Below are 21,363 nucleotides of genomic sequence, written 5' to 3'. Positions count from 1 at the left end.
CGAGCGCCTTATTTAGTCGAATATCCAGACTCGCTTTTAAAGTTGACTGAACAGTCCACCAAGCCGTTACGCCAACTTATTACTTACACCGCATTCACATTACGTTGACATTGCATCACTTCAAATGCGCGTCACCCTATCCCCCGAGGTAAACCATGAACGCAATTAACCACGGTGAAGTCTTCACCGCCGCCGATTCTGGCGAGCACATCCTGTTGACCGGCGCCACGGGTTTCCTCGGTGGGTCGGTCGCCGCCCAACTGATTGCCGACGGCCAGGGCGCCACCCTCGCCTTCCTGGTACGCGGTGACACGCCTGCGCAAGGCCTCGAACGCCTGCGCGCCAACCTGCGCCAACATGGCGTCAGCCAGGCCGACTGCCTGGCCCTGGATGAATCGCAGATCCTCTGCGGCGACTTGCTCGACACCGCCTGGCTGGCCGGGCAAACCCCGCGCCTGATGCAGTTCGACCGGGTGATCAACTGCGCCGCCGTGGCCTCGTTCTCGAAGAATCCGACCATCTGGCCAGTCAATGTCGAGGGCACCTACGCCTTCGCCGACGTGCTCAGCCGCTCCGCGCGCCTCAAGCGCTTCCTGCATGTAGGCACGGCGATGAGCTGCGGGCCGCAGCGCGAGTCGCCGATCAGCGAGTCGTGGGAGTTCCCCGAGGCCGAGCAGCAACTGGTGGACTACACCGCCTCGAAGGCCGAGATCGAGCGGCGCATGCGCGAAGAACTGCCAGGCCTGCCGCTGGTGGTGGCGCGCCCGTCCATCGTGGTCGGCCACAGCAGCCTGGGCTGCCAGGCGTCGGGCAGCATTTTCTGGGTGTTCCGCATGGGCTTTGCGCTGGAGAGTTTCACCTGCGGGCTCGACGAGCAGATCGACGTGGTCCCGGTCGACTACTGCGCCGAGGCGCTGATCGGCCTGGCCCGCAAGCCCCAGCTCAACCACGACCTCTACCACATCTCCGCCGGCCACAGTTCGGCCTGCACCTTTGCCGAGATCGACCAGGCGTTTGCCCAGGCCAACGGTGCCGAGCCGGTTGGCGAGCGTTACCGCAAGGTGGATGTGGATGATCTGAAGTCCCTGGCTGGCAGCTTTGCCACCCGTATCGGTCCGGCCAACCCGCGCCTGGTGCTGCGCGCGTTGCGCCTGTACAGCGGGTTTGCCGACCTGAACTACCTGTTCGACAACAGCCGGTTGCTGGAGGAAGGCATTGCTGTGCCGCCGCGGTTCACTGATTACCTGGATGTGTGCGTCAGGTCGTCCAGTGGGGTGAGCATTGCTACCCAGATGCAGGCGGATTTCAAGTAACCCGTCATTCTGCTCCGTCATACGCGCTTGCCCGGGCCAGGGTTGAACCTGCTCCGGGCTTTTTTATGGGCGTGGGGTTGGGGGGAGGCCAGCAGGTGTTCGCCGAAAGTGCTGCAGCGCTCTTGAGATCGAGCGCCGCCCGCGCGGCGCTCGATTTTGTAGGCGCTGAAGATCCTTCGTCATGCACATGGCGGCCTTGACCCAATCTTCAGCCCGCCCCCTCTCGTCATATCTCGCATTTTTTTCACATCCGTCTCACCGTCTCCCGACATTCACCTTCTTAAAGTGCCGCCACTCGCGATGCCTGTGGCCCATTGCCGCTGCGTCCACCATTGCTCACCCTCGGAGTGACTGCATGCTGCAAGGCACCCTCGTCAAACCCTCCTCCCTGAAACCGCCGCGACGCCTTCGACTCTCCCCCAGGGCATTGATTGCCGGCCTGTGCGTGGCCTTGACCCTGGCAACCGCAAGTCTGTGGTACGCCTCACGCCCCCAGGTGCGCGACCTCGGCAGCGAGCGGCAGTTGAGCCGCAGTGGTACCTATGCAGCCTGGGCCAAGGGTTCGGCCATCGTCCTGGTGCGTCATGCCGAACGCTGCGACCGCTCCCATGCCGCCTGCCTGAGCGACCCCGCCGGCATCACCGAGGACGGCAGCCGCGCTGCGGTAGGTGTGGGCCTTGGGCTCGAGCGGCTGGGGCTGCAGGGCAGCGATATCCTGACCAGCCCCGAGGTGCGTACCCGGCAGACGGCAGGCTTCATGTTCGGCAAGAACATCACCACCCAGGACTGGCTGGCGCGTTGCGACACGACCTTCGCCAGCGCGGCGTTCGACCACAAGCGGCCCGGCCATAACCTGGTGCTGGTGACCCACAGTGGCTGCATCGACCAGCTCGAACGGCAACTGGGCGTAGCCGGCGGCGAACGCAGCAGCGGTTATGCAAGTGCCTTGTTCCTGTCTCTGGACAGTGCGGGCAAACCACAGATTCTTGGCCAGATGAACGCCACGCAGTGGCGCAACCTGGCCCCTGGCAACGGGGTGTGACCATGCAGCTGGCCATGCGCACGCGCTTCTACCTAAACAACCTGGCCTTCCCGCTGTTGCTGGCGGTGCCGGTGTTCGTGCTGTTCGACCTGACCGAGTTGGACCGCTGGATCAGCAACCAGCTGCTGGATGCCAACGGGCAATTCGTCTTCGCGCACAACACGCTGTTCGAGAAACTTACCCACAAGTGGCCGCGAATCCTGCCGGACTGGACCGGTGAACTGGCGGTGATCGGGGTGCTGCTGTCGCTGCTGTGGCCGCTGGCCTCGCGCTCGGCCCGTGCCATCGGCTTGCTCGAAGCGGTACGCATCGCCCCGCTGATGCGCTGGAGCACCCGCTACCGCCGCGACCTGTGGTTCGTGGTGGTGGCGTTCGGCCTGTGCACCATGGTCATTCACTACCTGAAGAGTCACACCGGGGTGTACTGCCCGGTGGAGACCACGCTGTATGGCGGCACCGAGGCGCGCTACGAATGGTTCGACCAGTTCAACGGGCTGGACCGCGCCGGCCCCGGCCGTTGCTGGCCCGGCGGCCATGCTTCCAGCGGTTTCACCCTGTTGGCCCTGTACTTCATCGCCCTGCGCCACCACTGGGTGCATGCGCGCAAGTTGCTGGTGGCGATCCTGCTGGTGGGCATGTTCTACGGCACCACCCGGGTGCTGCAGGGCTGGCACTACATGTCGCACACCTTCTGGGCCGGCATTTTCGTCTGGCTGACCAGTTGGTTCACCGCCTTGCTGTTCTACGGCCGCCCGGCCCTGCAGGCAGCGCCCGAAGCAAGGCTCAGTAATCGCCCCGCTTGCGAAACGCCCAGCGCCCTGCAATCAACGTAAAGGTCACCACCAGCGCCACCAGTACCCAGAAGCCATGGGGGTCGTCCGACAGCGGCACGCCCCCGACGTTCATGCCGAAAAAGCCGGCGATGATGTTGATCGGCAGTGCCAGCACGGTGACCACGGTAAGGGTGAACAGGGTGCGGTTGTTCTCTTCGGTAAGCTTGGCGGCAATCTCTTCCTGCAGCAGCTTGATCCGCTCGACCAGGCTGGTGAGGTCGCTGATGATCACCGAAAACTCTTCGGTGGAGGCCCGCAACTGGCGAATATCCTCTTCGTGCAACCACTCGGGCGGGCGGTTGAGCAGCCGCAGCAGCGAGCCCGGCTCCAGTGCCAACAGGCGCTGCAGGCGTACCAGCACGCGGCGCAGGCTGCCCAGCTCGGCGCGGTTGTCGCTCAGGCGCAGCGACAGCAACTGGTCCTCGATGCGGTCGATCTTCAGGGTGGTTTCGCGCAGCACCCGGGTCAGCAGGTCACCCTGGTCGCGCACCAGGTGCACCAGCAACTCCACCGTCGAACCGAAACCCTCGCCGCGCTTTACCGATGAGCGCAGCTCGTCCACCGAGTGCAGCGGCTGCAACCGTGCGCTGACCAGCAGGCGGCTGCGGGCACAGGCCCACAAGGTGGAAACGTCGGACGACATCACGCCATAGCTGAACACCAGGTCGTTGACCACCGCCAGCAAGGCGCTGTCGGTGTGCTCGATACGTGTGGAGCGCGACCCTTCGCGCAGGGTTTCGAAAAAGGTTTCGGGCAGGTCCAGGTGGCTTTTCATCCAGCGCTCGCAGGCGGCGTGGGCAAGGTTCAGGTGCAGCCAGAGGAACTGCTCGTCGGCTGGCGCCTGCAAATATGCCAGGGCCTGTGCCGAGTCGATCTCGCGGCCGGGATGGCCCGGACGGAACAGGTACGCGTAGAGCAAGCCGTGCAGGTCGGTTTCGGGGTTTTGCGGATTGGCGGGGAGCATGCGGCGGAGCGACCTCGGCGAGTCCCGGTTAAGAGAGGGTCATATTAGGTAACGTCACATGACAGTCGCGTGACGATTTCGCTGAAGGCTTCGCCTGTCGTAGCCGGCTGCCATGGAACTGGCACGCACGTCACAATTGGCATGTGGTATGCCAAAATATCTGGTAATGGGAATTGTTACCAGATAAGATCGCCGCGCTTTCACCCCCTCTCCCGTGCCCCTTTCCAGGACCTGAACCCATGCGTTACAGGATTGTGTCGCTGTGCCTGCTCCACGCCGCTCCGATGCTCAGCTGGGCCGCGCCAGCGCCGCTCGAAACCAGCACCGGCATTCAGCTTGAAGCCGTGAACATCAATGCCGATGCCGCCGACTACGAGCGGGCCGACGGCCCGGTCGAAGGTTACCGCGCCACCCGTTCGGCCAGCGCCACCCGCACCGACACTGCCCTGCACGAAACCCCACAGTCGGTCAGCGTGGTGCCCAAGGATGTGCTGGAAGACACCGGCGCCACCCGCCTGCAGGACGCCCTCGACTACGCCGGCGGCATTGGCCGGGCCAACAACTTCGGCGGCCAGGGCCTGACCACCTTCACCGTGCGCGGCTTCACCACGGGGGAGTTCTACCGCAACGGCTTCCCGATCAACCGCGGCTACCCCAACGCCCCTGACGCCAACACCGTCGAACGCCTGGAAGTGCTGCGCGGCCCGGCCACAGCCCTGTATGGCCGCGGCGACCCCGGCGGCACCTTCAACGTGGTCAGCAAGCAACCCTTGCCCGAATCCAAGGTCACCCTGGGCAGCCAGTTCGACGACCAAGGCATGCACCGCGCAACCCTCGACGCCACCGGCCCATTGAGCCAGGACGGCAGCCTGGCCTACCGCCTGAATGTGCTTGGCGAGGGCGGCGAGAGCTTCCGTGACGACGTCGAGAGCGAGCGCTACGACGTCGCCCCGGTGCTCAGCTGGCAGGTCAACGACAGCACCAGGATCGTCTTCGAAGGCGACTTCATGCGCAACAACCACCCCCTCGACCGTGGCCTGACCCGCTACGGCACCCAGACCGGCAGCGCCTCGCGCGACACCTACATCTGGGAAAAAGGCAGCGACAACCTGCTGCACAACGACAACAACATGGCCCAGCTGCGCTTCGAGCACCTGCTCAACGACAACTGGACCCTGGCCGGCGGCATGCAGTGGCTCGACGGCACCCTGCAGGGCAACGCCGTGGAGGCCAACAAGGCACCGGCCGACGGCCACACCCTGGAGCGCAACTTCAACTACCGCAAGCTGGAGTGGACCGACCGCGACTACCAGCTCAACCTCACCGGCCACTTCGACACCGGCGCCTTCAGCCACACCCTGCTGACCGGCATCGAGTACGAAGACTATGACTACCGCTCGATCATCCAGCGCTCGTCGGCCGCCGACGGCACCTACGCGATCGATATCTACCACCCGGTGCTGGGCCAGCCGCGCCCTGCCCTGACCCGCACCACCACCCACGACCAGGAAAACCTCAAGACCTGGGCCTGGTTCGTTCAGGACCAGGTGGCCCTGACCGAACGCCTGAAGGCGCTGGCGGGTGTGCGCCTGGAGCGGTTCGAGCATGACTACGACAACTACCTGCCGGGCGCCAAGGGCTGGCAGGCGGCCGACAATGCCGTCACCCCGCGTTTCGGCCTGCTCTACGACCTGACCGACACCGTTGCCGTCTATGCCAACACGGCGCGCTCGTTCAAGCCCAATACCGGTGCCAGCCGCCAGGGCGACGGCTTCGATCCGGAAAAAGGCAAGTCGTACGAGCTGGGGATCAAGTGGGAGGCATTGGACCGCCAGTTGAGCGTTGACGCGGCGGTCTACCACATCGTCAAGGAAAACGTGCTGACCCGCGACCCGGCCGACCCCAACTACAGCCTGGCCGCCGGCGAAGTGCGCAGCCGCGGCCTGGACCTCAACGTGGCCGGCAACATCACCCCTGAGTGGCGGGTGATTGGCGGTTATGCCTACGTCGATGCCGAAGTGACCAAGGACAACCGCCTGCCCAGCGGCACGCGCCTGGCCAACATCCCGCGCAACAGTTTCAGCCTGCTCAATACCTATGAGTTCCAGGATGGCCTGGCCAAAGGGTTGGGGCTTGGTGTGGGGGTCAAGTACGTGGATGACCGCAACGGGCAGACCGAGGCGGTGACCTACACCATGGAGCAGTACAACGTGGTTGACCTGCTTAGTTACTACAAGGTCAACGAGCATGTGCGGCTGAACCTGGATGTGAAGAACCTGTTCAACAAGGGGTATGACGAAGGGGCGTTCAATACCTATGCGTACCCAGGGGCACCGCGCACGGTGCAGGCTGGGGTTGCTTATACCTTCTAGAGGTTTTGCGGTGGGCATGCAGGTGTCCGCCGCAAGAGTTGCAGCGCCTATCAGATCGAGCGCCGCGCGGGCGGCGCTCGATCTCAAGAGCGCCGCAAGACTGTCGCCAAGCACTTGCCAGCGCCCACGCGATTTCAATCAAGCCCCCTCGAGCCCCCACCCCTGACAACCGGCACATGTAACTTCGTATTACAAACTACGCTCAACTATCAAAGCGGCAATCGCCGCGACACGGCCCATCGGCCTTCGAAGGATCGTGCTCCAGGACCCTGCCAGACGACTGGCGGGCCGCCACCCCGGCGGCCGAGGTCCACCGGCTGTGGCCTTCCCTGCAAGCAAACGCAGGCAACGCTGAGCGGAGATCACTATGCAGTTGAAAAAAATCGTGTGGATGCTGGCCATCGGCGGGGTGCTCTCGGCATCGTCCGTGTTGCTACCGGACAACCTCGGCGCGTTTTCAAGCGCCATGGCGAAAGACGGTGGTGGTGGTGGTGGCCACGGTGGAGGGGGTAGTGGCGGCGGTGGGCATGGCGGCAGTGGCGGAGGCCATGGTGGTGGCAGCGGTGGCTCAGGCCACGGCAACGGCGGTGGCAGCAGCGGCTCAGGCCATGGCGGCTCGGCAGGCGGCCATGGCGCCGACGATGGCGGCAACCACGAGGCCGGTGGCCTGCACGGTGTCGGCCACGGCGCGGATGACGGCCCCAATCACGACGCCGGCGAAGCCCACGGTGTCGGCCACGGTGCCGATGACGGCCCCAATCACGACGTGGGTGACGACCGCAGCGGCACCTGACGCCTGGCACTCCCCGCACAGGTGTCTGTACGGCACCTGTGCAGCTTCTCCCGCCACGCCTGGCATGCTAGCCTCCCCGCGCCCCGCGCCTGCGGGGCAGGAAAGCCGTCATGTCAAGGAGTCAGGCAATGGACCTGCAGTTTCTGGGCACCTCCTCCGGTGTGCCCACCAAGGCCCGCAACGTCAGCGCCACCGCTGTCATCGAATCCACCGGCCACGGCTGGTACCTGGTCGATTGCGGCGAGGGTACCCAGCACCAGTTGCTGCACAGCCCGCTTTCTGTGCGGGACCTGCACGGAATCTTCATCACCCACGTCCATGGCGACCACTGCTTCGGCTTGCCTGGGCTACTGGCCAGTGCCGGCATGTCCGGGCGCCAGGAGCCGTTGCCGCTGGTGCTGCCCGACGCCCTGCTTGGCTGGGTGCGCCAGAGCCTGGCAGTGAGCGAGACCTTCCTGCCGTTCGAGTTGCAGCTGCAGGCGCTTGAAACCTTCACAGGTTTCAGCGCCGGCAATGTCGAGGTGAGCACGATCGAGCTGTCGCACCGTGTGCCTTCCTGGGGCTACGTGTTCGATGAGCGCGACCCCGCGCCACGGCTGGATACCGCCCGCCTGAAGGCCGACGGTATCCCGGCCGGGCCGCTGTGGGGGCAACTGGCCCATGGCCAGGCCGTCACCCATGAGGGCCGAACGCTCGAGCCCCGCGATTACCTGCAACCCACGCGCCCGCCGCAACGGATCATCGTCTGCGGCGACAACGACCGCCCCGAGCTGCTGGCCGAGCTGGCCCAAGGCGTCGATGTGCTGGTGCACGAAGCCACCTTTACCCAGCCGGTGGTCGAGCGCAGCCAGACCAACTTCGGTCACAGCACGGCAGCGCAGGTGGCAAGGTTTGCCGAGGCCGCGGGCGTGAAGAACCTGGTGCTGACCCACTTCAGTGCCCGCTACCAGCCCACGGCCAACGGCCGCGGCAACTCGATCGCAGAAGTGCGTGAGGAGGCCATGGCGCACTACAGCGGCCACCTGACCTTGGCGCAGGACCTGCAGCGCTATCACCTGGGGCGTGACGGGCGGCTCGAGGCGCTGGACAGGGCCTGAGGTCAGCCCAGGCCCGTGCTTCAGTAGCGCTCGCCGACCATCTTGAACGGGTAAGGCTGCGCCTTGTACTTGCCGATCTTGCCGCGCTTGGGCAGCTCGATCTTCTGCTTGTGGCTGAGGTCCTTGTACGGGACCTGCTGCAGCAGGTGGCTGATGATGTTCAGCCGCGCCTTACGCTTGTCCTCGGAGCGGGCCATGAACCACGGTGCCCAGGACGAGTCGGAGGCGGCGAACATGTCGTCGCGAGCGCGGGTGTAGTCGTCCCAGCGGTTGTACGACTTGAGGTCCATGGGTGACAGCTTCCACAGCTTGCGGCCGTCGTCGATGCGGTCCTGCAGGCGGCGGGTCTGCTCTTCGGCGCTGACCTCCAGCCAGTACTTGAGCAGGATGATCCCCGACTCGACCATCATCCGCTCGAACATCGGCACCACGGTCAGGAACTTGTGCGCCTGCTCATCCGTGCAAAAGCCCATGACCCGCTCGACGCCGGCGCGGTTGTACCAGCTGCGGTCGAAGATCACCACCTCACCGGCGGCTGGCAAATGAATGAGGTAGCGCTGGGCGTAGATCTGGGTCTTCTCGCGCTCGGTCGGCGCCGGCAGCGCCACTACGCGAAACACCCGTGGGCTGACGCGCTCGGTGATGGCCTTGATGGTGCCGCCCTTGCCGGCGCCATCGCGGCCTTCGAAGATGATGCACACCTTCAGGCCCTTCTCCACCACCCACTGCTGCAGTTTGACCAGCTCCACGTGCAGCCTTTTCAGTTCGCTCTCGTAGTCTTTGCGCCCGAGTTTCGCGGCGTCATCAGCTTTGTTTTTCTTGGCCATCGCCTGCTCCCCTGTGCCAACCCCTGAGTGCCGCGGCGCTGCCGTGGCGGATCAGAGCAGTATGGATGAGCCTCGGCGATTTGCCGGATGGGCTGCCGGCATGTCCACTTGCCACGATTGCGGCCGCTCTGGTACGCGGGTTTTAATCCTGTCGCCGCCGGCCCGGACCGGCGCTCGACCTGCATTTTGGCAATTCAAGGAAGCCCCACGATGGACAGGAAGCTCGTACCGCTGGCTCTGCTGGCGACCCTGCTCGGCTGCTCGGACGACCGGCAAGCCACCGAGGCCGGCCTGCGCCAGGCCGCGCAAACCTGGCTCGACAGCCAGTATCCGCATTGTTTCGTGATCAGCAGCTTCCCTGCCCGCACCCGCGATTTCGACGTCGACGGCAACAACAAGGCGCTGCATGCCCTGGCGCAGGTCGGTGTGGTCAGCGAGAAAGAGGTTGCCCGCACTGAAGTGCCTGCCCGCCTGTGGCAAGCGGCACGCACCGACATCTATTACGCCTACGCGCTGACCGAGGAAGGTCGCAAGTACTACAAGCCCGACGCAGGTAACGGCAAGGTCGGCGGGTTGTGCTTCGGCAAGGCGCAGGTCACCGCCATCGAGCAGTTCACTGCGCCGACCGAACAGGCTGGCAGAACGGTATCGAAGGTGACCTACCGCTATAGGGTCAGCGAGCTTCCCGCATGGGCTGGCGATGCCAGGGTGCAGGCCGGCGTAAAAGGCCTGGGGCAGGCTTTCGACAGTACCCGCCAGCCGCTTCAGGCGACGGCCAGCATGGCCCTGACCGAGCAAGGCTGGGTGCAGCAAGAATTGGCCAATTGAGTGAATGGGGGCGCGCAGCGGCCCCAGCGCACTCGAGACTGCTGTTAATCCTGAGAAAATCCGCACTCGCCATCCTTGCCCCGCCCCGGCCGCCCCGCGGCCGGTTTCCCGGTTCAACGATGGAGTCACAGCATGAAATCCCTGTCTTTCGCCCTCGCCCTGCTGGCCGCGACCTCGGTCACTTCAGCCTTCGCCGAAGGCGGCGCCGAGCGTCTGCAAGCACGCAGCGAGCAGTTGGCACAGCAACGCCAGCAGCAGGCCGAGGCAGTCGCCAAGCGCGATGCCCATGTCCAATCGCAGGCGCAAGCGCCGCGCCAGGGCGATGCACTCGAAAGCAAGCCTTGCAGCTGACGCCCGCGAGGGCCGGCAATACCCCGGCCCTCACAACCACCAGGCCAGCACTGCCGGCAACCACACGAACGACAACAGCGTCGAGCACATCACCAGGTTGGCCACCTGCTCGGGTTCGCGGTTGGCCCGCACTGCCAGCAGGTAGTTGAACACCGCCACCGGCATCGACGACTGCACCACCAGTACCGCCCGCTCAAGGCTCTCCAGCCCCAGCGCGGTCCCCACCGCCCAGCCCACTGCCGCCCCCAGTACGATGCGCAACCCACCCAGCACAAGGCCGCTGCCGATGTGCTGCGGGCGAATGCTGGCCAGCGAAACGCCGAGGGTCAGCAGCATCAACGGGATGGTCATGCCGCCCAACAGGTCGGCGGTGTTGGCCAGCCAGCGCGGCAGTTCGACGTCGAGGAAGATCAGCGGCATGGCGCCGACCAAGCTGATCACGATGGGGTTGCGCAGCAGCGCCTTGAACGAGGCCGCGCCACCGGCGATGGCGATACCCAGGGTGAACTGGAAGATCGACAAGGTGAGGAAGAACGCCACCGCCAGTGCCAGGCCGTGCTCGCCGAAGGCGTACAGGCTGATCGGCAGGCCCATGTTGCCGGTGTTGGGGAACATGAAAGCCGGCATCAGCACGCGCCAGTGCCGGCCACTGAAGCGGCATACCAGGTAGCCGGTCAACGCCATGCCAAGCATGCATAGCACGCAGGCCATGGCCATGCTGGTGAAGGCGCCGGGATCGAGCTGGGTGCGGTTGAGCGTGGACAGCACCAGCGCAGGCGTGCCGACGGTCATGACCACCCGTGCAATGAACTCGGTCGGGTATTCCAGGCCACGGCGAGCCCAGGTGTAGCCGATGCCGGCGACGATGAACACGGGGGCCAGGACGGCGAACAACGAGGCCAGCATTGTGTAGGAACTCCCTGAAAAAACCTGCCGCGCATTATGCGTATTTATGCCCCCATGTGTGCATCGCTGTGCGCCTAGGCTGGAAGGCTTGGCACGTTGCAACAAGCGCTGGCGCTCTGCGCCAGATCGCGGGGCAAGCCCGCTCCCACGAGATAATCCACCAGCGTGGGAGTGGCGGTGCGCCGATGCGACTTGACCCGCGATGAGGCCCTCAGAGCTGAATTACCTTGGTTTCATCGCCGGGGCGCAAATCAAGCGTGATCATCAATAGTTAAAGTAAATTCTAGAAAAAATAGTTGTTTATATTCAGCTAGTTAGAGGAATTTATTAATGTCGATTATTCCGCATGTTTTCTGAGGCAGGCGCGTACTGAGCACCTACTCGTGGCCCTGCGGCCTCTCGTCGCAGCCAACGCCCTCTTGGCAAATTCGCCACAGCCCGTAAAATCCCGCCTCCTTTTCGCCCGTCGCCCACCCGGTGGCAACCGCCCGCAAGGACAGCGTCCGCGCCTCTCGCCACATCGCGCATGTGCCACAGGCTCAACCGCCCCCGCCCGGCCTCCCCTTGAGGTCCAGCGGTTGACCCTTGCCCAGGTCGCATTCCGTGCACGCAGCGCAAAAGGCGCAGCTTGGCTTCTTCCAACCTTGAGGTACGTATGTCTCCGCGTTTGCTGGCGATGGCGCTGGCACCCCTGCTCGGCCTGTTCATCATTGCCCTGGGCAATGGCTTCATGTCTTCTCTGACCACTCTGCGCCTGGACGCGGCCGGCGAATCGGCGACCACCATTGGCGTGGTGTCCTCGGCCTACTTCATCGGCCTGACCCTCGGCGCAATCGTCAATGACCGGTTGATCCTGCGCATCGGCCACATCCGCGCCTACAGCAGCTTCGCCGCGCTGATCGGCGCGACCATCCTGCTGCAGGGCCTGTTCTACGACACCACCTGGTGGTCGATCCTGCGCCTGCTCAACGGCTGGGCTGCGGTGGGGGTATTCCTGGTGATCGAAAGCTGGCTGCTGCTGGCCGGCGATGCCAAGATCCGCGGCCGCCTGCTGGCGCTGTACATGATCGCCTTCTACGGCGCCGGGGTGATCGCCCAGGCAGCCCTGGGCGAGATCACCAGCTGGGGCGACACCGCGCCGTTCATGCTGGCCGGCATGCTCGCCACCCTGTCGGTGCTGCCGATCGTGATCCTGCCGCGGGTGTCGCCGTTGCTCGACCAGGTCGAGCCGCTCAAGCCACGCCAGCTGCTGGGCGTGGCGCCTACCGGGTTGGTCGGTTGCTTCGGCTCCGGCGTGGCGATTGCCGGGATCTATGCCCTGCTGCCGTTGTACCTGCAGCGGGTCGGGCTGGACGTGGGCGAGGTCGGCGAAATGATGGCCTGGGTGATTCTCGGCGCCATGTTGCTGCAATACCCGGTGGGACGCTGGTCCGACCGCAAGGACCGCCAGGATGTGCTGATCGCCCTGGCGGCAATGTGCACCGTGCTGTCGTTGCTGATCGTGGTGCTGCCGGTGGACACCCTGCTGTTGCCCGCCCTGCTGTTCCTGCTCGGTGGCGGGGTGTTCGCCCTGTACCCGGTGGCGGTCAGCAGCGCTGCCGACCGTGCGCCGGCCGATGCCCTGGTACCGATGATCCAGGGCCTGCTGCTGATCAACTCGCTGGGCTCGGCCATGGCGCCGCTGACCATTTCGCCGATGATGACCTCTTATGGTGAAGTCGGGCTGTTCTGGGCATTCGCCGTGATCAACCTGGCGATGGTCGGCTTCTTCCTCTGGCGCCGCGGCAAGCGTCCGAAACCCGAGCACCCGGCGCCGTTCACCGCGGCCACCACGTTCTCGCCGACCGGTGCCGAACTGCGGGTGACCGAGGACCTGATGCATGCCGCTCAGGAGCACCCGACGCTGGACGCGCTCAACAGCGCTGCTGCGCCTCATCAGGCACGCAGCGAAAGCCACTGATGCAACCGGGGCCGCCTGCGGCCCCTTGGTTTGCCGCCCGTCGCCCGGCGGGCACCCCGGCCGCGCTCTGGCGGCCAAATCCATGACAGTTCATCCGACAGGAGACTCACCATGGATCGCTCACGCCCGCTCGCCCTGCTCCTCGCCGTTTCGCTGAGCATCGCATCGACCTGCAGCTACGCAGCGTCCGACCCTTATGGCAGCCAGCCGCAGACCAACGAAAGCAGCAAAGGTGATCAGCCCAGAGGCGCCACGGCCGGCGACGGCAGCAGTACCAACAACCCCGGTGGCAGCAAGGACAACGACAGCAGCGACACCGGCACCAACGCCGATGCGGCCGACGGTGCAGCCGGTGGCTCCAACAGTACCGGCGAGGCTACAGGCAGCGGTGCCGGGCACACCGGTGGCACTGCCGAAGACCAGGACAGCCGTTAACGGGCCTTGGCTACACTGCTGAACGACGCCCCTGCCCTGGAGACCCGGCATGAACCTCAGGTACTGGTTGCTGCTTGCCTTGCTGCCCACGGGGGCATTCGCCGCCTCGGTCAACCATAGCCCTGCGCTGGACATCAGTTCAGCGTCGTTCACCGACGGTGGCGTGATCGCCCTGCAGCAAGTGGGCGCGGACACTGCCTGTGGCAGTGGCGAGGAAAAGTCGCCGCAGGTGAGCTGGACCAACCTGCCGCAGGGCACCCGCTCGCTGGTACTGGTGATGTTCGACCCCGATGGTCGCAAGGGTCTGGGGGTGGTGCACTGGCTGGCCTACAACATCGACCCGGCGTCCGGTGGCCTGGAGGAAGGCGCTGGCGGCCAGAGCAGTCCGGTGGCGGCGCTGGGCCTCAACTCCCGTGGGGCCATGGCCTATCGCGGGCCTTGCCCACCGGCGGGCGACAATCCGCATCACTATGTGCTGACCCTGATCGCCACTGACCTTGCCCCTGGCAGCCTGCCCGGGGAGATGGACCATCGAGGGTTGCTGAAGGCGCTGCAGGGGCATGCGCTGGGGGCGCAGAGCCTGGTGGGGCGTTACGGGCATTGAGCTGATGCAATCATCGCGGGGCAAGTCGCAGCGGCGAACCGCCGCTCCCACGGATTGCGTGGGAGCGGGCTTGCCCCGCGATGGCCCTCCACCTACCGCCAATACTCTGTCTGGTCGACAATCTGTTGGTGTTCCTGGAACAGCAACGGCAACTGCTCCTTGAGGTAATCGATCCAGGTCCGCACCTTGGCATCGAGGTAATGCCGCGACGGGTAGATCGCATAGATCTCCCGCTGGCGCAGCCGGTACGGCGCCAGCAACCGGCACAGCCGCCCTTCCTGCATCGCCTGGCTGGCCGAGTAGTACGGCAGCAACCCCACCCCCATGCCCAGCTCGGTAGCCTTGACCATTGCGTCGGCGACATTGGTGAGGAAGGTGTCCTGGGGCACGATCACGCAATTATCCGGTGCCTTGCCGAAGGTCCAGTCCTCTTCGAACAGCGGATCGACGGTGCGCAGGCAGGTGTGCGCGTGCAAGTCCTGCGGCAGTTTGGGAACGCCATGCCGGGCCAGGTAATCCGGCGAGGCGCAGAGAATGCTGTGGATGCTGCCCAACGGAATGGCGATCAGCTGCGAATCGGGCAAGCCCTGGCCAATGGCGATCACCACATCGTGCCCTTCGGCCATCGGGTCGGGGTTGCGCTGCGACAGGGTCACCTCCATCACCACTTCCGGGCACGAGGCGTTGTAGCGCGCCACCAACGGCATCATCAGCAGGCCCAGGCCATGGGTGCAGTGCAAGCGCAACCGACCGCGGGGCGTGAGGTGGGCGCCACGGGCCTCGTCCATGGCCTCTTCGGTGAGCAGCATGATCTGCCGCGAGCGCTCGAGAAAACGCTCGCCCGCCTCGCTCATGCGCAGGCGCCGGGTGGTGCGGTGCAGCAGGCGGGTCTGCAGCTGGTTTTCAAGCTCCGCGACGATCCGCGACACCTGCGCCGCCGAGATGTCCAGGGCGTTGGCGGCGGCAGCGAAACTGCCGCACTCCACTACCCGGGCAAAGGTGCGCATCGCATGCAGCATGTCCATGAGGTGGGCTCTCATTCATACATGAAAGGCAGGAATCTATCACGGGTTAGCCCATTTATTGTGAAACACCAATGAATGGATCATGGACACATCCCGAAAACGAGGAGCCTGTCATGAAACGTTCGATCGCTTTTCTCGCCCTGTCCGCCACCCTCGCCTCGTTCGGCGCATTCGCCGACAGCGCCACCCAGCAGCCCGTGAGCAGCAGCTACGAATACGGCATGCCGCTGGACGTGGCCAAGGTCATCTCGATCACCCCGGCCAGCAATGCCGCCGATTGCCAGGTAGGCACCGCGCACATGGTCTACGTCGACCACCAGGGCCAGACCCACCAGGTCGACTACCGCGAAATGGGCAACTGCTCGCAGCTGTAACGCCTGGGCAAACGGCCGGGAAAAATACCAGCCGTCTTGCCCAAAGTGCATTTGCCCACCTGCCGCGCCGCCCCATGATCGTCCGGAACAACTACAAGAACGTTCCGGAAGCCGATCATGATCGAAACCGCTGCTGCCCTGCCCGCCCATTCGCCGGCCGCCACCCATGCACGCGTCACCTGGCGGCTGATGCCGCTGCTGCTGGTGTGCTACCTGTTCGCCCACCTCGACCGCATCAACATCGGCTTCGCGAAGATGCAGATGAGCGCCGACCTGGGCTTTTCCGACACGGTGTACGGCCTGGGCGCCGGCCTGTTCTTCGTGGCCTACGCGCTGTTCGGCGTGCCCAGCAACCTGGCCCTGGACCGGGTCGGGCCACGCCGCTGGATCGCCACGCTGATGGTGGTCTGGGGGCTGCTGTCCACCGGCATGCTGTGGGTGCAGGACGCCGCCGGCTTCTACACCTTGCGCTTTTTGCTGGGCGTCGCCGAAGCGGGCTTCTTCCCCGGCATCCTGGTAGTGCTCAACCGCTGGTACCCGGCCAGGCGCCGGGCCCAGGTGACCGCGCTGTTCGCCATCGCCGTGCCCTTGGCCGGGGTGGTCGGCGGGCCGCTGTCCGGCGGCATCCTGCAGGCCTTGCATGACCACGGCGGCCTGCGCGGCTGGCAGTGGATGTTCCTGATCGAAGGTTTGCCCGTGGTGCTGCTGGGGCTGGTGGTGCTCAAGTGGCTGCCGGATAGCTTCGAACAGGTCAGCTGGCTCAGCGCCGAACAGAAACGCGCCCTGCGCGCGGAACTGGACGGTGAAGAACAGCGCAAACCGGTCAGTTCGCTGGCGGGCCTGCTGGGCAACGCCCAGGTGTGGCTGCTGGTGGCGGTGTACTTTGCGGTGATGCTGGCGGTGAACACCCTGGCGTTCTGGATGCCCAGCCTGATCCATGGCGCCGGGATCGGCAGCGATGGCCAGGTCGGCCTGCTCAGCGCCGTGCCCTACCTGGCGGGCTGCCTGTTCATGCTCGCTTGCGGGCGCTCGTCGGACCGCCACCGGGAGCGCCGCTGGCACCTGTGTGTTCCGCTGCTGATGGCTGCCGCCGGTATCGCCGTGGCCGGCCTGGCACCGGGCAATGCACTGCTGGTGATGAGCGGCCTGGTCGTGGCCGGCATGGGCGCCAGTGCCGCGCTGCCGATGTTCTGGCAACTGCCCCCGGCGTTCCTCGCGGGCAACACCCAGGCGGCAGGGATCGCCATGATCAGCTCGTTCGGCAGCATCGCCTCGTTCCTCGCGCCCTACCTGATCGGCTGGATGCGCGACACCGCCAACAGCCCTGGCCTTGCGCTGCAGGTGCTGGCGGTGGCAATCGTGCTCGGCGGGCTGCTGGTGCTGAAGGTGCCGGCCAGCGTGGCCAACCCGCGCTAGGCCGCGGCGAGCATCTCGCTGATCCAGCGGGCCTGACGGACGATGTCCTGCTGCTTGTCCTCGGGCACCGGCTGGCGGGCACGCTCGAAATTGTCCAAGGTCTGCTGCTTCTGGCGCAGCATGCGCTGCCACTTGAACAGGAACGCCGGGCTGCGCTGTTGCATCAGCAACGGGCCGAAGTACAACTGCTCGGCACTGTAGGCGACGTCCTCGCAGCGTTCGGCAACGATGATTTCGTAGTCGAAGCGGTTCTCCCTCAACACCTCTTCGCAACGGATGCGGTAGTCGTTGTCCATCAACCACTGGCGCAGCGGCTGCTCGCCGCCGTTGGGCTGCAGCACCAGGCGTTCCTTGCCGCTCAAGCGTTGTTTGCCGGCCTCGAGGATGTCGCGGATGGTCTCGCCGCCCATGCCGCAGATACTCACGGCAGTGATCCCGTCTTCCGGCTCGATGGCTGCCAGGCCACTTGCCAGGCGCACGGTGGCCTGTGCCTCCAGGCCGTTTTCGCGCACGGTGCGTTGCGCGGCCCGGAATGGCGTCAGCGCCACTTCGCCAGCCACCGCCGCGGCAATCGCGCCACGGCGCAACAGCGCCACCGGCAGGTAGCCATGGTCCGAGCCGATGTCAGCCAGCCGCGCCGCGGCCGGGATATGCGCCGCCACCCGCTCAAGGCGCGTGGACAAAGTGTGTTGGTTCAACGGTTGCCTCTTCGATCACCCAGGGCCCGGCGCCTGCGGCCGGGTCGGGGCGCGATTCTGCCGTGGGCGGCCGCGCTTATCAAATCCGCGCGACCACGGCCACGGCTCGACCCGCCCTTGGCGCTCGCGTAGGCTTGCGGGCTTTCCTCCCGTGCAAGGCAGAACATTCCATGGCAAACGACGGCATCATCTTCACCCCGGACCCGGACGCGGACTCCATCTCGTCCGACGTGGCCGAGTACAACGGCGTGCTGGTCAGCACCCAGATCCCTACCCGCGCCGACGGCAGCCTTGAGCTGGGCGACATCACCAGCCAAAGCGAATGCACCCTGCAGGCGCTGAAAGTGGCCCTGGAGCGCGCCGGCAGCTCGATGGACCGGGTGCTGCACCTGACCATCTACCTCACCGACATGGCCGACCGTCCGGCGTTCAACGAGGTGTACCAGCGTTTCTTCAGCAAGCCGTGGCCGGTGCGTGCGGCGGTTGGCGTGGCCTCGCTGGCGGTAGAAGGCATGAAGGTGGAAGTGACGGCGATGGCGGCCAAGGGCTGAGTCCCAGTTGCCCCCTGCAGGAGCGGCCTTTCGCGGCACAAGGCCGCTCCTGCAATAAAACAGTTCCCCACTGAGCCCCCCATCCAGCAGCCTGGGGATGCCACCACCCCATTTCACCGCTACAATGCCCGCCTTACCGTGACAGCCCGAACCTATAACGACATGTCCCTTCCAAAGCACCACCTGGAACTGCTCAGCCCTGCCCGTGACGTGAGCATCGCCCGCGAGGCGATCCTGCACGGCGCTGACGCCATCTATATCGGCGGCCCGAGCTTCGGCGCGCGCCACAATGCCTGCAACGAAGTCAGCGAGATCGCCGAGCTGGTGGAGTTCGCCCGGCGCTACCACGCGCGGGTGTTCACCACCATCAACACCATCCTCCACGACAACGAGCTGGAGCCAGCGCGCAAGCTGATCCACCAGCTGTATGACGCCGGGGTCGATGCGCTGATCGTGCAGGACCTGGGGGTGATGGAGCTGGATATCCCGCCGATCGAGCTGCACGCCAGCACCCAGACCGACATCCGCACCCTGGCCCGGGCCAAGTTCCTCGACCAGGCCGGTTTCTCGCAGCTGGTGCTGGCCCGCGAGCTGAACCTGCAGGAAATCCGCGCCATCGCCGCCGAAACCGACGCGGCCATCGAGTTCTTCATCCACGGTGCGCTGTGCGTGGCCTTCTCCGGCCAGTGCAACATTTCCCACGCCCAGACCGGGCGCAGCGCCAACCGTGGCGACTGCTCCCAGGCCTGCCGCCTGCCGTACACCCTCAAGGACGACCAGGGCCGTGTGGTCGCCTTCGAGAAGCACCTGCTGTCGATGAAGGACAACAACCAGACCGCCAACCTGGCCGACCTGGTCGATGCCGGTGTGCGCTCGTTCAAGATCGAGGGCCGCTACAAGGACGTGGGCTATGTGAAGAACATCACCGCCCACTACCGCAAAGAGCTCGACGCCATCCTCGAAGGCCGCCCGCAGCTGGCCCGCGCCTCCAGCGGACGCACCGAGCACTTCTTCGTGCCCGACCCGGACAAGACCTTCCACCGTGGCAGCACCGACTACTTCGTCAGCGACCGCAAGATCGACATCGGCGCCTTCGACTCGCCGACCTTCACCGGCCTGCCGGTGGGCGTGGTGGAAAAAGTCGGCAAGCGCGACCTGCAGGTGGTGACCGACGTTCCCCTGAGCAACGGCGACGGCCTCAATGTGCTGGTCAAGCGTGAGGTGGTGGGTTTCCGCGCCAACATCGCCGAACTCAAGAGCGAGTCCGAAGACGACGGCCAGAAGCGCTACCGCTACCGCGTCGAGCCCAACGAAATGCCCGAGGGCCTGTACAAGCTGCGCCCCAACCACCCGCTGTCGCGCAACCTCGACCACAACTGGCAGCAAGCCCTGCAGCGCACCTCGGCCGAACGCCGGGTGGGTGTCGAGTGGCACGCGGTACTGCGCGAGCAGCGCCTGATGCTGACCCTCAGCAGCGAGGAAGGCGTAAGCGTGCAGGTGGCCCTGGATGGCCCGTTCGGCGCCGCCAACAAGCCGCAACAGGCGCTTGACCAGTTGCACGACCTGCTCGGCCAGCTGGGTACCACCATGTACCACGCCAACGCCATCGAGCTGGACGCGCCGCAGGCCTACTTCATCCCCAACTCACAGCTCAAGGCCCTGCGCCGCGAAGCCATCGAGGCGCTGACCGAGGCGCGGGTCAAGGCCCACCCCCGTGGCGCGCGCAAGGCCGAGACCACGCCGCCACCGGTGTACCCCGAGTCGCACCTGTCGTTTTTGGCCAACGTCTATAACCAGAAGGCCCGCGACTTCTACCACCGCCATGGCGTGCAACTGATCGACGCTGCCTACGAGGCCCATGAAGAGCACGGCGAAGTGCCGGTGATGATCACCAAGCACTGCCTGCGCTTCTCCTTCAACCTGTGCCCCAAGCAGGCCAAGGGCGTCACCGGCGTGCGTACCAAGGTCGCACCGATGCAACTGATCCAGGGCGATGAAGTACTCACCCTCAAGTTCGACTGCAAGCCGTGCGAGATGCATGTGATCGGCAAGATGAAGCAGCACATCATCGACCTGCCGACCCCGGGTAGCGCCGTGGCTCAGGTGGTCGGGCACATCAGCCCGGAAGACCTGCTCAAGACCATCCCGCGCGCGCCGCATTGATCGGTATCCGCTTGGCACCTTCACAGGCAAGCCCGCTCCGGGCTTGCCTGTGAATTACGCCAGAAAGAACCACTAAAGTCTCACTAGAGACTTTTTAGCTTGATCACCTGCCTGTTTTCTGCACAATGCCAAGCATGCGATCCACGCGAGGCAATCCGATGCAACCCACCCCTCACGACGAACGCCTGCTCAAGGCCTTGGCCAACGCCATGGTGGTCCACCCGCGGGCGACCCTGAAAGAGCTGGCCGAAACCGCAGGCGTCAGCAAGGCCACCCTGCACCGCTTCTGCGGCACCCGCGACAACCTGGTCGATATGCTTGAGAACCATGGCGAGCAGGTGCTCAATCAGGTCATCCGCGACGCCGACCTCACCCAGGTCGAGCCGCTACCCGGGCTGCGCCACCTGATCGCCGAGCACCTCAAGCACCGCGAGATGCTGGCCTTCCTGATGTTCCAGTACCGCCCCGATACCCTGCTGGGCGACAGCGAGGATCGTCGCTGGCATGCCTATACCCAGGCCATGGATGCGTTCTTCCTGCGCGCCCAGCAATTGGGGGCGCTGCGCATCGACATCAGCGCGGCGGTGTTCACCGAGATGTTCCTGAGCATGATCTTCAGCATGGTCGACGCCGAGCGCCGCGGCCGGGCGGCCAGCGCCACCTCGGCGCAGACCCTGGAGCAGTTGTTCATCCACGGGGCGCGGGCGAGCGCCTGAAGCCCGCAACATCGCCGCTGTAGGAGCGGCTTCAGCCGCGAACACCGGCAAAGCCGGTGCCATCCACCGCGTCGCCAGCTTCGCGGCTAAAGCCG

At 65.3% G+C, this 21,363-nt stretch carries 21 protein-coding genes; 16 read left to right on the top strand and 5 right to left on the bottom strand.

Features of this window, described 5'->3' with window-relative positions:
* The first annotated feature begins 155 nt into the window (after positions 1 to 155).
* The 3 genes from cprA (at position 156) to F6X61_RS18535 (ending at position 3,188) form a co-directional block, all read left to right on the top strand.
* The gene (gene cprA, locus F6X61_RS18545) at positions 156 to 1,313 is read left to right on the top strand and encodes a cationic peptide resistance protein CprA (RefSeq protein WP_153787842.1); all 1,158 of its coding nucleotides are present in this window, start codon (positions 156 to 158) and stop codon (positions 1,311 to 1,313) included.
* 355 nt (positions 1,314 to 1,668) lie between these two features.
* Positions 1,669 to 2,355 (top strand): histidine phosphatase family protein, encoded by a 687-nt coding sequence (locus F6X61_RS18540; protein ID WP_153787841.1) that lies wholly within the window; start codon positions 1,669 to 1,671, stop codon positions 2,353 to 2,355.
* A gap of 2 nt (positions 2,356 to 2,357) precedes the next feature.
* The gene (locus F6X61_RS18535; protein WP_153787867.1) at positions 2,358 to 3,188 is read left to right on the top strand and encodes a phosphatase PAP2 family protein; all 831 of its coding nucleotides are present in this window, start codon (positions 2,358 to 2,360) and stop codon (positions 3,186 to 3,188) included.
* On the opposite strand, the gene F6X61_RS18530 is transcribed toward F6X61_RS18535, so the two are convergent.
* A complete protein-coding gene (locus F6X61_RS18530) occupies positions 3,139 to 4,152 on the bottom strand; it encodes a transporter (protein WP_153787840.1) in 1,014 nt (337 codons plus the stop codon). The two genes, F6X61_RS18535 and F6X61_RS18530, sit on opposite strands and share 50 nt — an antisense overlap.
* A gap of 239 nt (positions 4,153 to 4,391) precedes the next feature.
* Here F6X61_RS18530 and F6X61_RS18525 point away from each other — a divergent pair, with 239 nt between their 5' ends.
* The 3 genes from F6X61_RS18525 to F6X61_RS18515 all read left to right on the top strand — a co-directional run bounded on the left by F6X61_RS18525 (position 4,392) and on the right by F6X61_RS18515 (position 8,414).
* Entirely contained in the window at positions 4,392 to 6,524 is a 2,133-nt protein-coding gene (locus F6X61_RS18525; protein WP_153787839.1) for a TonB-dependent siderophore receptor, read from the top strand.
* A 367-nt stretch (positions 6,525 to 6,891) separates the two neighbouring features.
* The gene (locus F6X61_RS18520; RefSeq protein ID WP_153787838.1) at positions 6,892 to 7,317 is read left to right on the top strand and encodes a hypothetical protein; all 426 of its coding nucleotides are present in this window, start codon (positions 6,892 to 6,894) and stop codon (positions 7,315 to 7,317) included.
* 128 nt (positions 7,318 to 7,445) lie between these two features.
* Complete coding sequence (locus F6X61_RS18515) at positions 7,446 to 8,414, top strand: ribonuclease Z (RefSeq protein ID WP_153787837.1); 969 nt, start codon at positions 7,446 to 7,448, stop codon at positions 8,412 to 8,414.
* 20 nt (positions 8,415 to 8,434) lie between these two features.
* Here F6X61_RS18515 and ppk2 read toward each other — a convergent pair whose 3' ends face one another.
* Positions 8,435 to 9,241 carry a polyphosphate kinase 2 gene (ppk2, locus tag F6X61_RS18510; RefSeq protein WP_153787836.1) on the bottom strand — a complete coding sequence of 269 codons (807 nt, stop codon included), beginning with the start codon at positions 9,239 to 9,241 and terminating at the stop codon, positions 8,435 to 8,437.
* A 210-nt stretch (positions 9,242 to 9,451) separates the two neighbouring features.
* Between ppk2 and F6X61_RS18505 the strand changes: the two genes are divergently transcribed.
* A complete protein-coding gene (locus tag F6X61_RS18505; RefSeq protein ID WP_153787835.1) occupies positions 9,452 to 10,069 on the top strand; it encodes a hypothetical protein in 618 nt (205 codons plus the stop codon).
* Positions 10,070 to 10,201: 132 nt separating this feature from the next.
* On the top strand, positions 10,202 to 10,420 hold the full coding sequence (locus tag F6X61_RS18500) for a hypothetical protein (RefSeq protein ID WP_153787834.1): 219 nt from the start codon (positions 10,202 to 10,204) through the stop codon (positions 10,418 to 10,420).
* A 30-nt stretch (positions 10,421 to 10,450) separates the two neighbouring features.
* Here F6X61_RS18500 and F6X61_RS18495 read toward each other — a convergent pair whose 3' ends face one another.
* Entirely contained in the window at positions 10,451 to 11,326 is an 876-nt protein-coding gene (locus tag F6X61_RS18495; protein WP_153787833.1) for an AEC family transporter, read from the bottom strand.
* Positions 11,327 to 11,981: 655 nt separating this feature from the next.
* Here F6X61_RS18495 and F6X61_RS18490 point away from each other — a divergent pair.
* From F6X61_RS18490 to F6X61_RS18480, 3 genes are all read left to right on the top strand, one after another.
* Complete coding sequence (locus F6X61_RS18490; protein ID WP_153787832.1) at positions 11,982 to 13,286, top strand: MFS transporter; 1,305 nt, start codon at positions 11,982 to 11,984, stop codon at positions 13,284 to 13,286.
* Between the two features lie 111 nt (positions 13,287 to 13,397).
* Positions 13,398 to 13,721: a hypothetical protein gene (locus F6X61_RS18485; RefSeq protein WP_153787831.1), complete on the top strand. Its 324-nt coding sequence runs from the start codon at positions 13,398 to 13,400 to the stop codon at positions 13,719 to 13,721.
* 49 nt (positions 13,722 to 13,770) lie between these two features.
* Positions 13,771 to 14,325: a YbhB/YbcL family Raf kinase inhibitor-like protein gene (locus F6X61_RS18480; RefSeq protein ID WP_153787830.1), complete on the top strand. Its 555-nt coding sequence runs from the start codon at positions 13,771 to 13,773 to the stop codon at positions 14,323 to 14,325.
* Positions 14,326 to 14,417: 92 nt separating this feature from the next.
* On the opposite strand, the gene F6X61_RS18475 is transcribed toward F6X61_RS18480, so the two are convergent.
* Positions 14,418 to 15,350: a LysR family transcriptional regulator gene (locus F6X61_RS18475; RefSeq protein WP_153787829.1), complete on the bottom strand. Its 933-nt coding sequence runs from the start codon at positions 15,348 to 15,350 to the stop codon at positions 14,418 to 14,420.
* Between the two features lie 113 nt (positions 15,351 to 15,463).
* Between F6X61_RS18475 and F6X61_RS18470 the strand changes: the two genes are divergently transcribed.
* Entirely contained in the window at positions 15,464 to 15,724 is a 261-nt protein-coding gene (locus F6X61_RS18470) for a DUF2790 domain-containing protein (protein ID WP_153787828.1), read from the top strand.
* Between the two features lie 117 nt (positions 15,725 to 15,841).
* Complete coding sequence (locus F6X61_RS18465) at positions 15,842 to 17,140, top strand: MFS transporter (RefSeq protein WP_153787827.1); 1,299 nt, start codon at positions 15,842 to 15,844, stop codon at positions 17,138 to 17,140.
* Here F6X61_RS18465 and F6X61_RS18460 read toward each other — a convergent pair.
* The gene (locus F6X61_RS18460; RefSeq protein WP_153787826.1) at positions 17,137 to 17,838 is read right to left on the bottom strand and encodes a tRNA (adenine(22)-N(1))-methyltransferase TrmK; all 702 of its coding nucleotides are present in this window, start codon (positions 17,836 to 17,838) and stop codon (positions 17,137 to 17,139) included. The genes F6X61_RS18465 and F6X61_RS18460 overlap by 4 nt on opposite strands.
* A 170-nt stretch (positions 17,839 to 18,008) precedes the next feature.
* Here F6X61_RS18460 and F6X61_RS18455 point away from each other — a divergent pair, with 170 nt between their 5' ends.
* The 3 genes from F6X61_RS18455 to F6X61_RS18445 all read left to right on the top strand — a co-directional run bounded on the left by F6X61_RS18455 (position 18,009) and on the right by F6X61_RS18445 (position 21,268).
* The gene (locus tag F6X61_RS18455; RefSeq protein ID WP_153787825.1) at positions 18,009 to 18,389 is read left to right on the top strand and encodes a RidA family protein; all 381 of its coding nucleotides are present in this window, start codon (positions 18,009 to 18,011) and stop codon (positions 18,387 to 18,389) included.
* A 162-nt stretch (positions 18,390 to 18,551) separates the two neighbouring features.
* Positions 18,552 to 20,552, top strand: a complete 2,001-nt coding sequence (locus F6X61_RS18450; protein WP_153787824.1) for a U32 family peptidase — start codon at positions 18,552 to 18,554, stop codon at positions 20,550 to 20,552.
* 158 nt (positions 20,553 to 20,710) lie between these two features.
* Complete coding sequence (locus F6X61_RS18445; protein ID WP_153787823.1) at positions 20,711 to 21,268, top strand: TetR/AcrR family transcriptional regulator; 558 nt, start codon at positions 20,711 to 20,713, stop codon at positions 21,266 to 21,268.
* The last annotated feature ends 95 nt before the right edge of the window (positions 21,269 to 21,363 follow it).

Origin of the sequence: Pseudomonas sp. EMN2 (assembly GCF_009650555.1) — a bacterium.
Taxonomy (GTDB): Bacteria; Pseudomonadota; Gammaproteobacteria; order Pseudomonadales; family Pseudomonadaceae; genus Aquipseudomonas; species Aquipseudomonas sichuanensis.
Note: the sequence above shows the minus strand (reverse complement) of the source record. Positions and strands in the feature narration are given on the sequence as shown.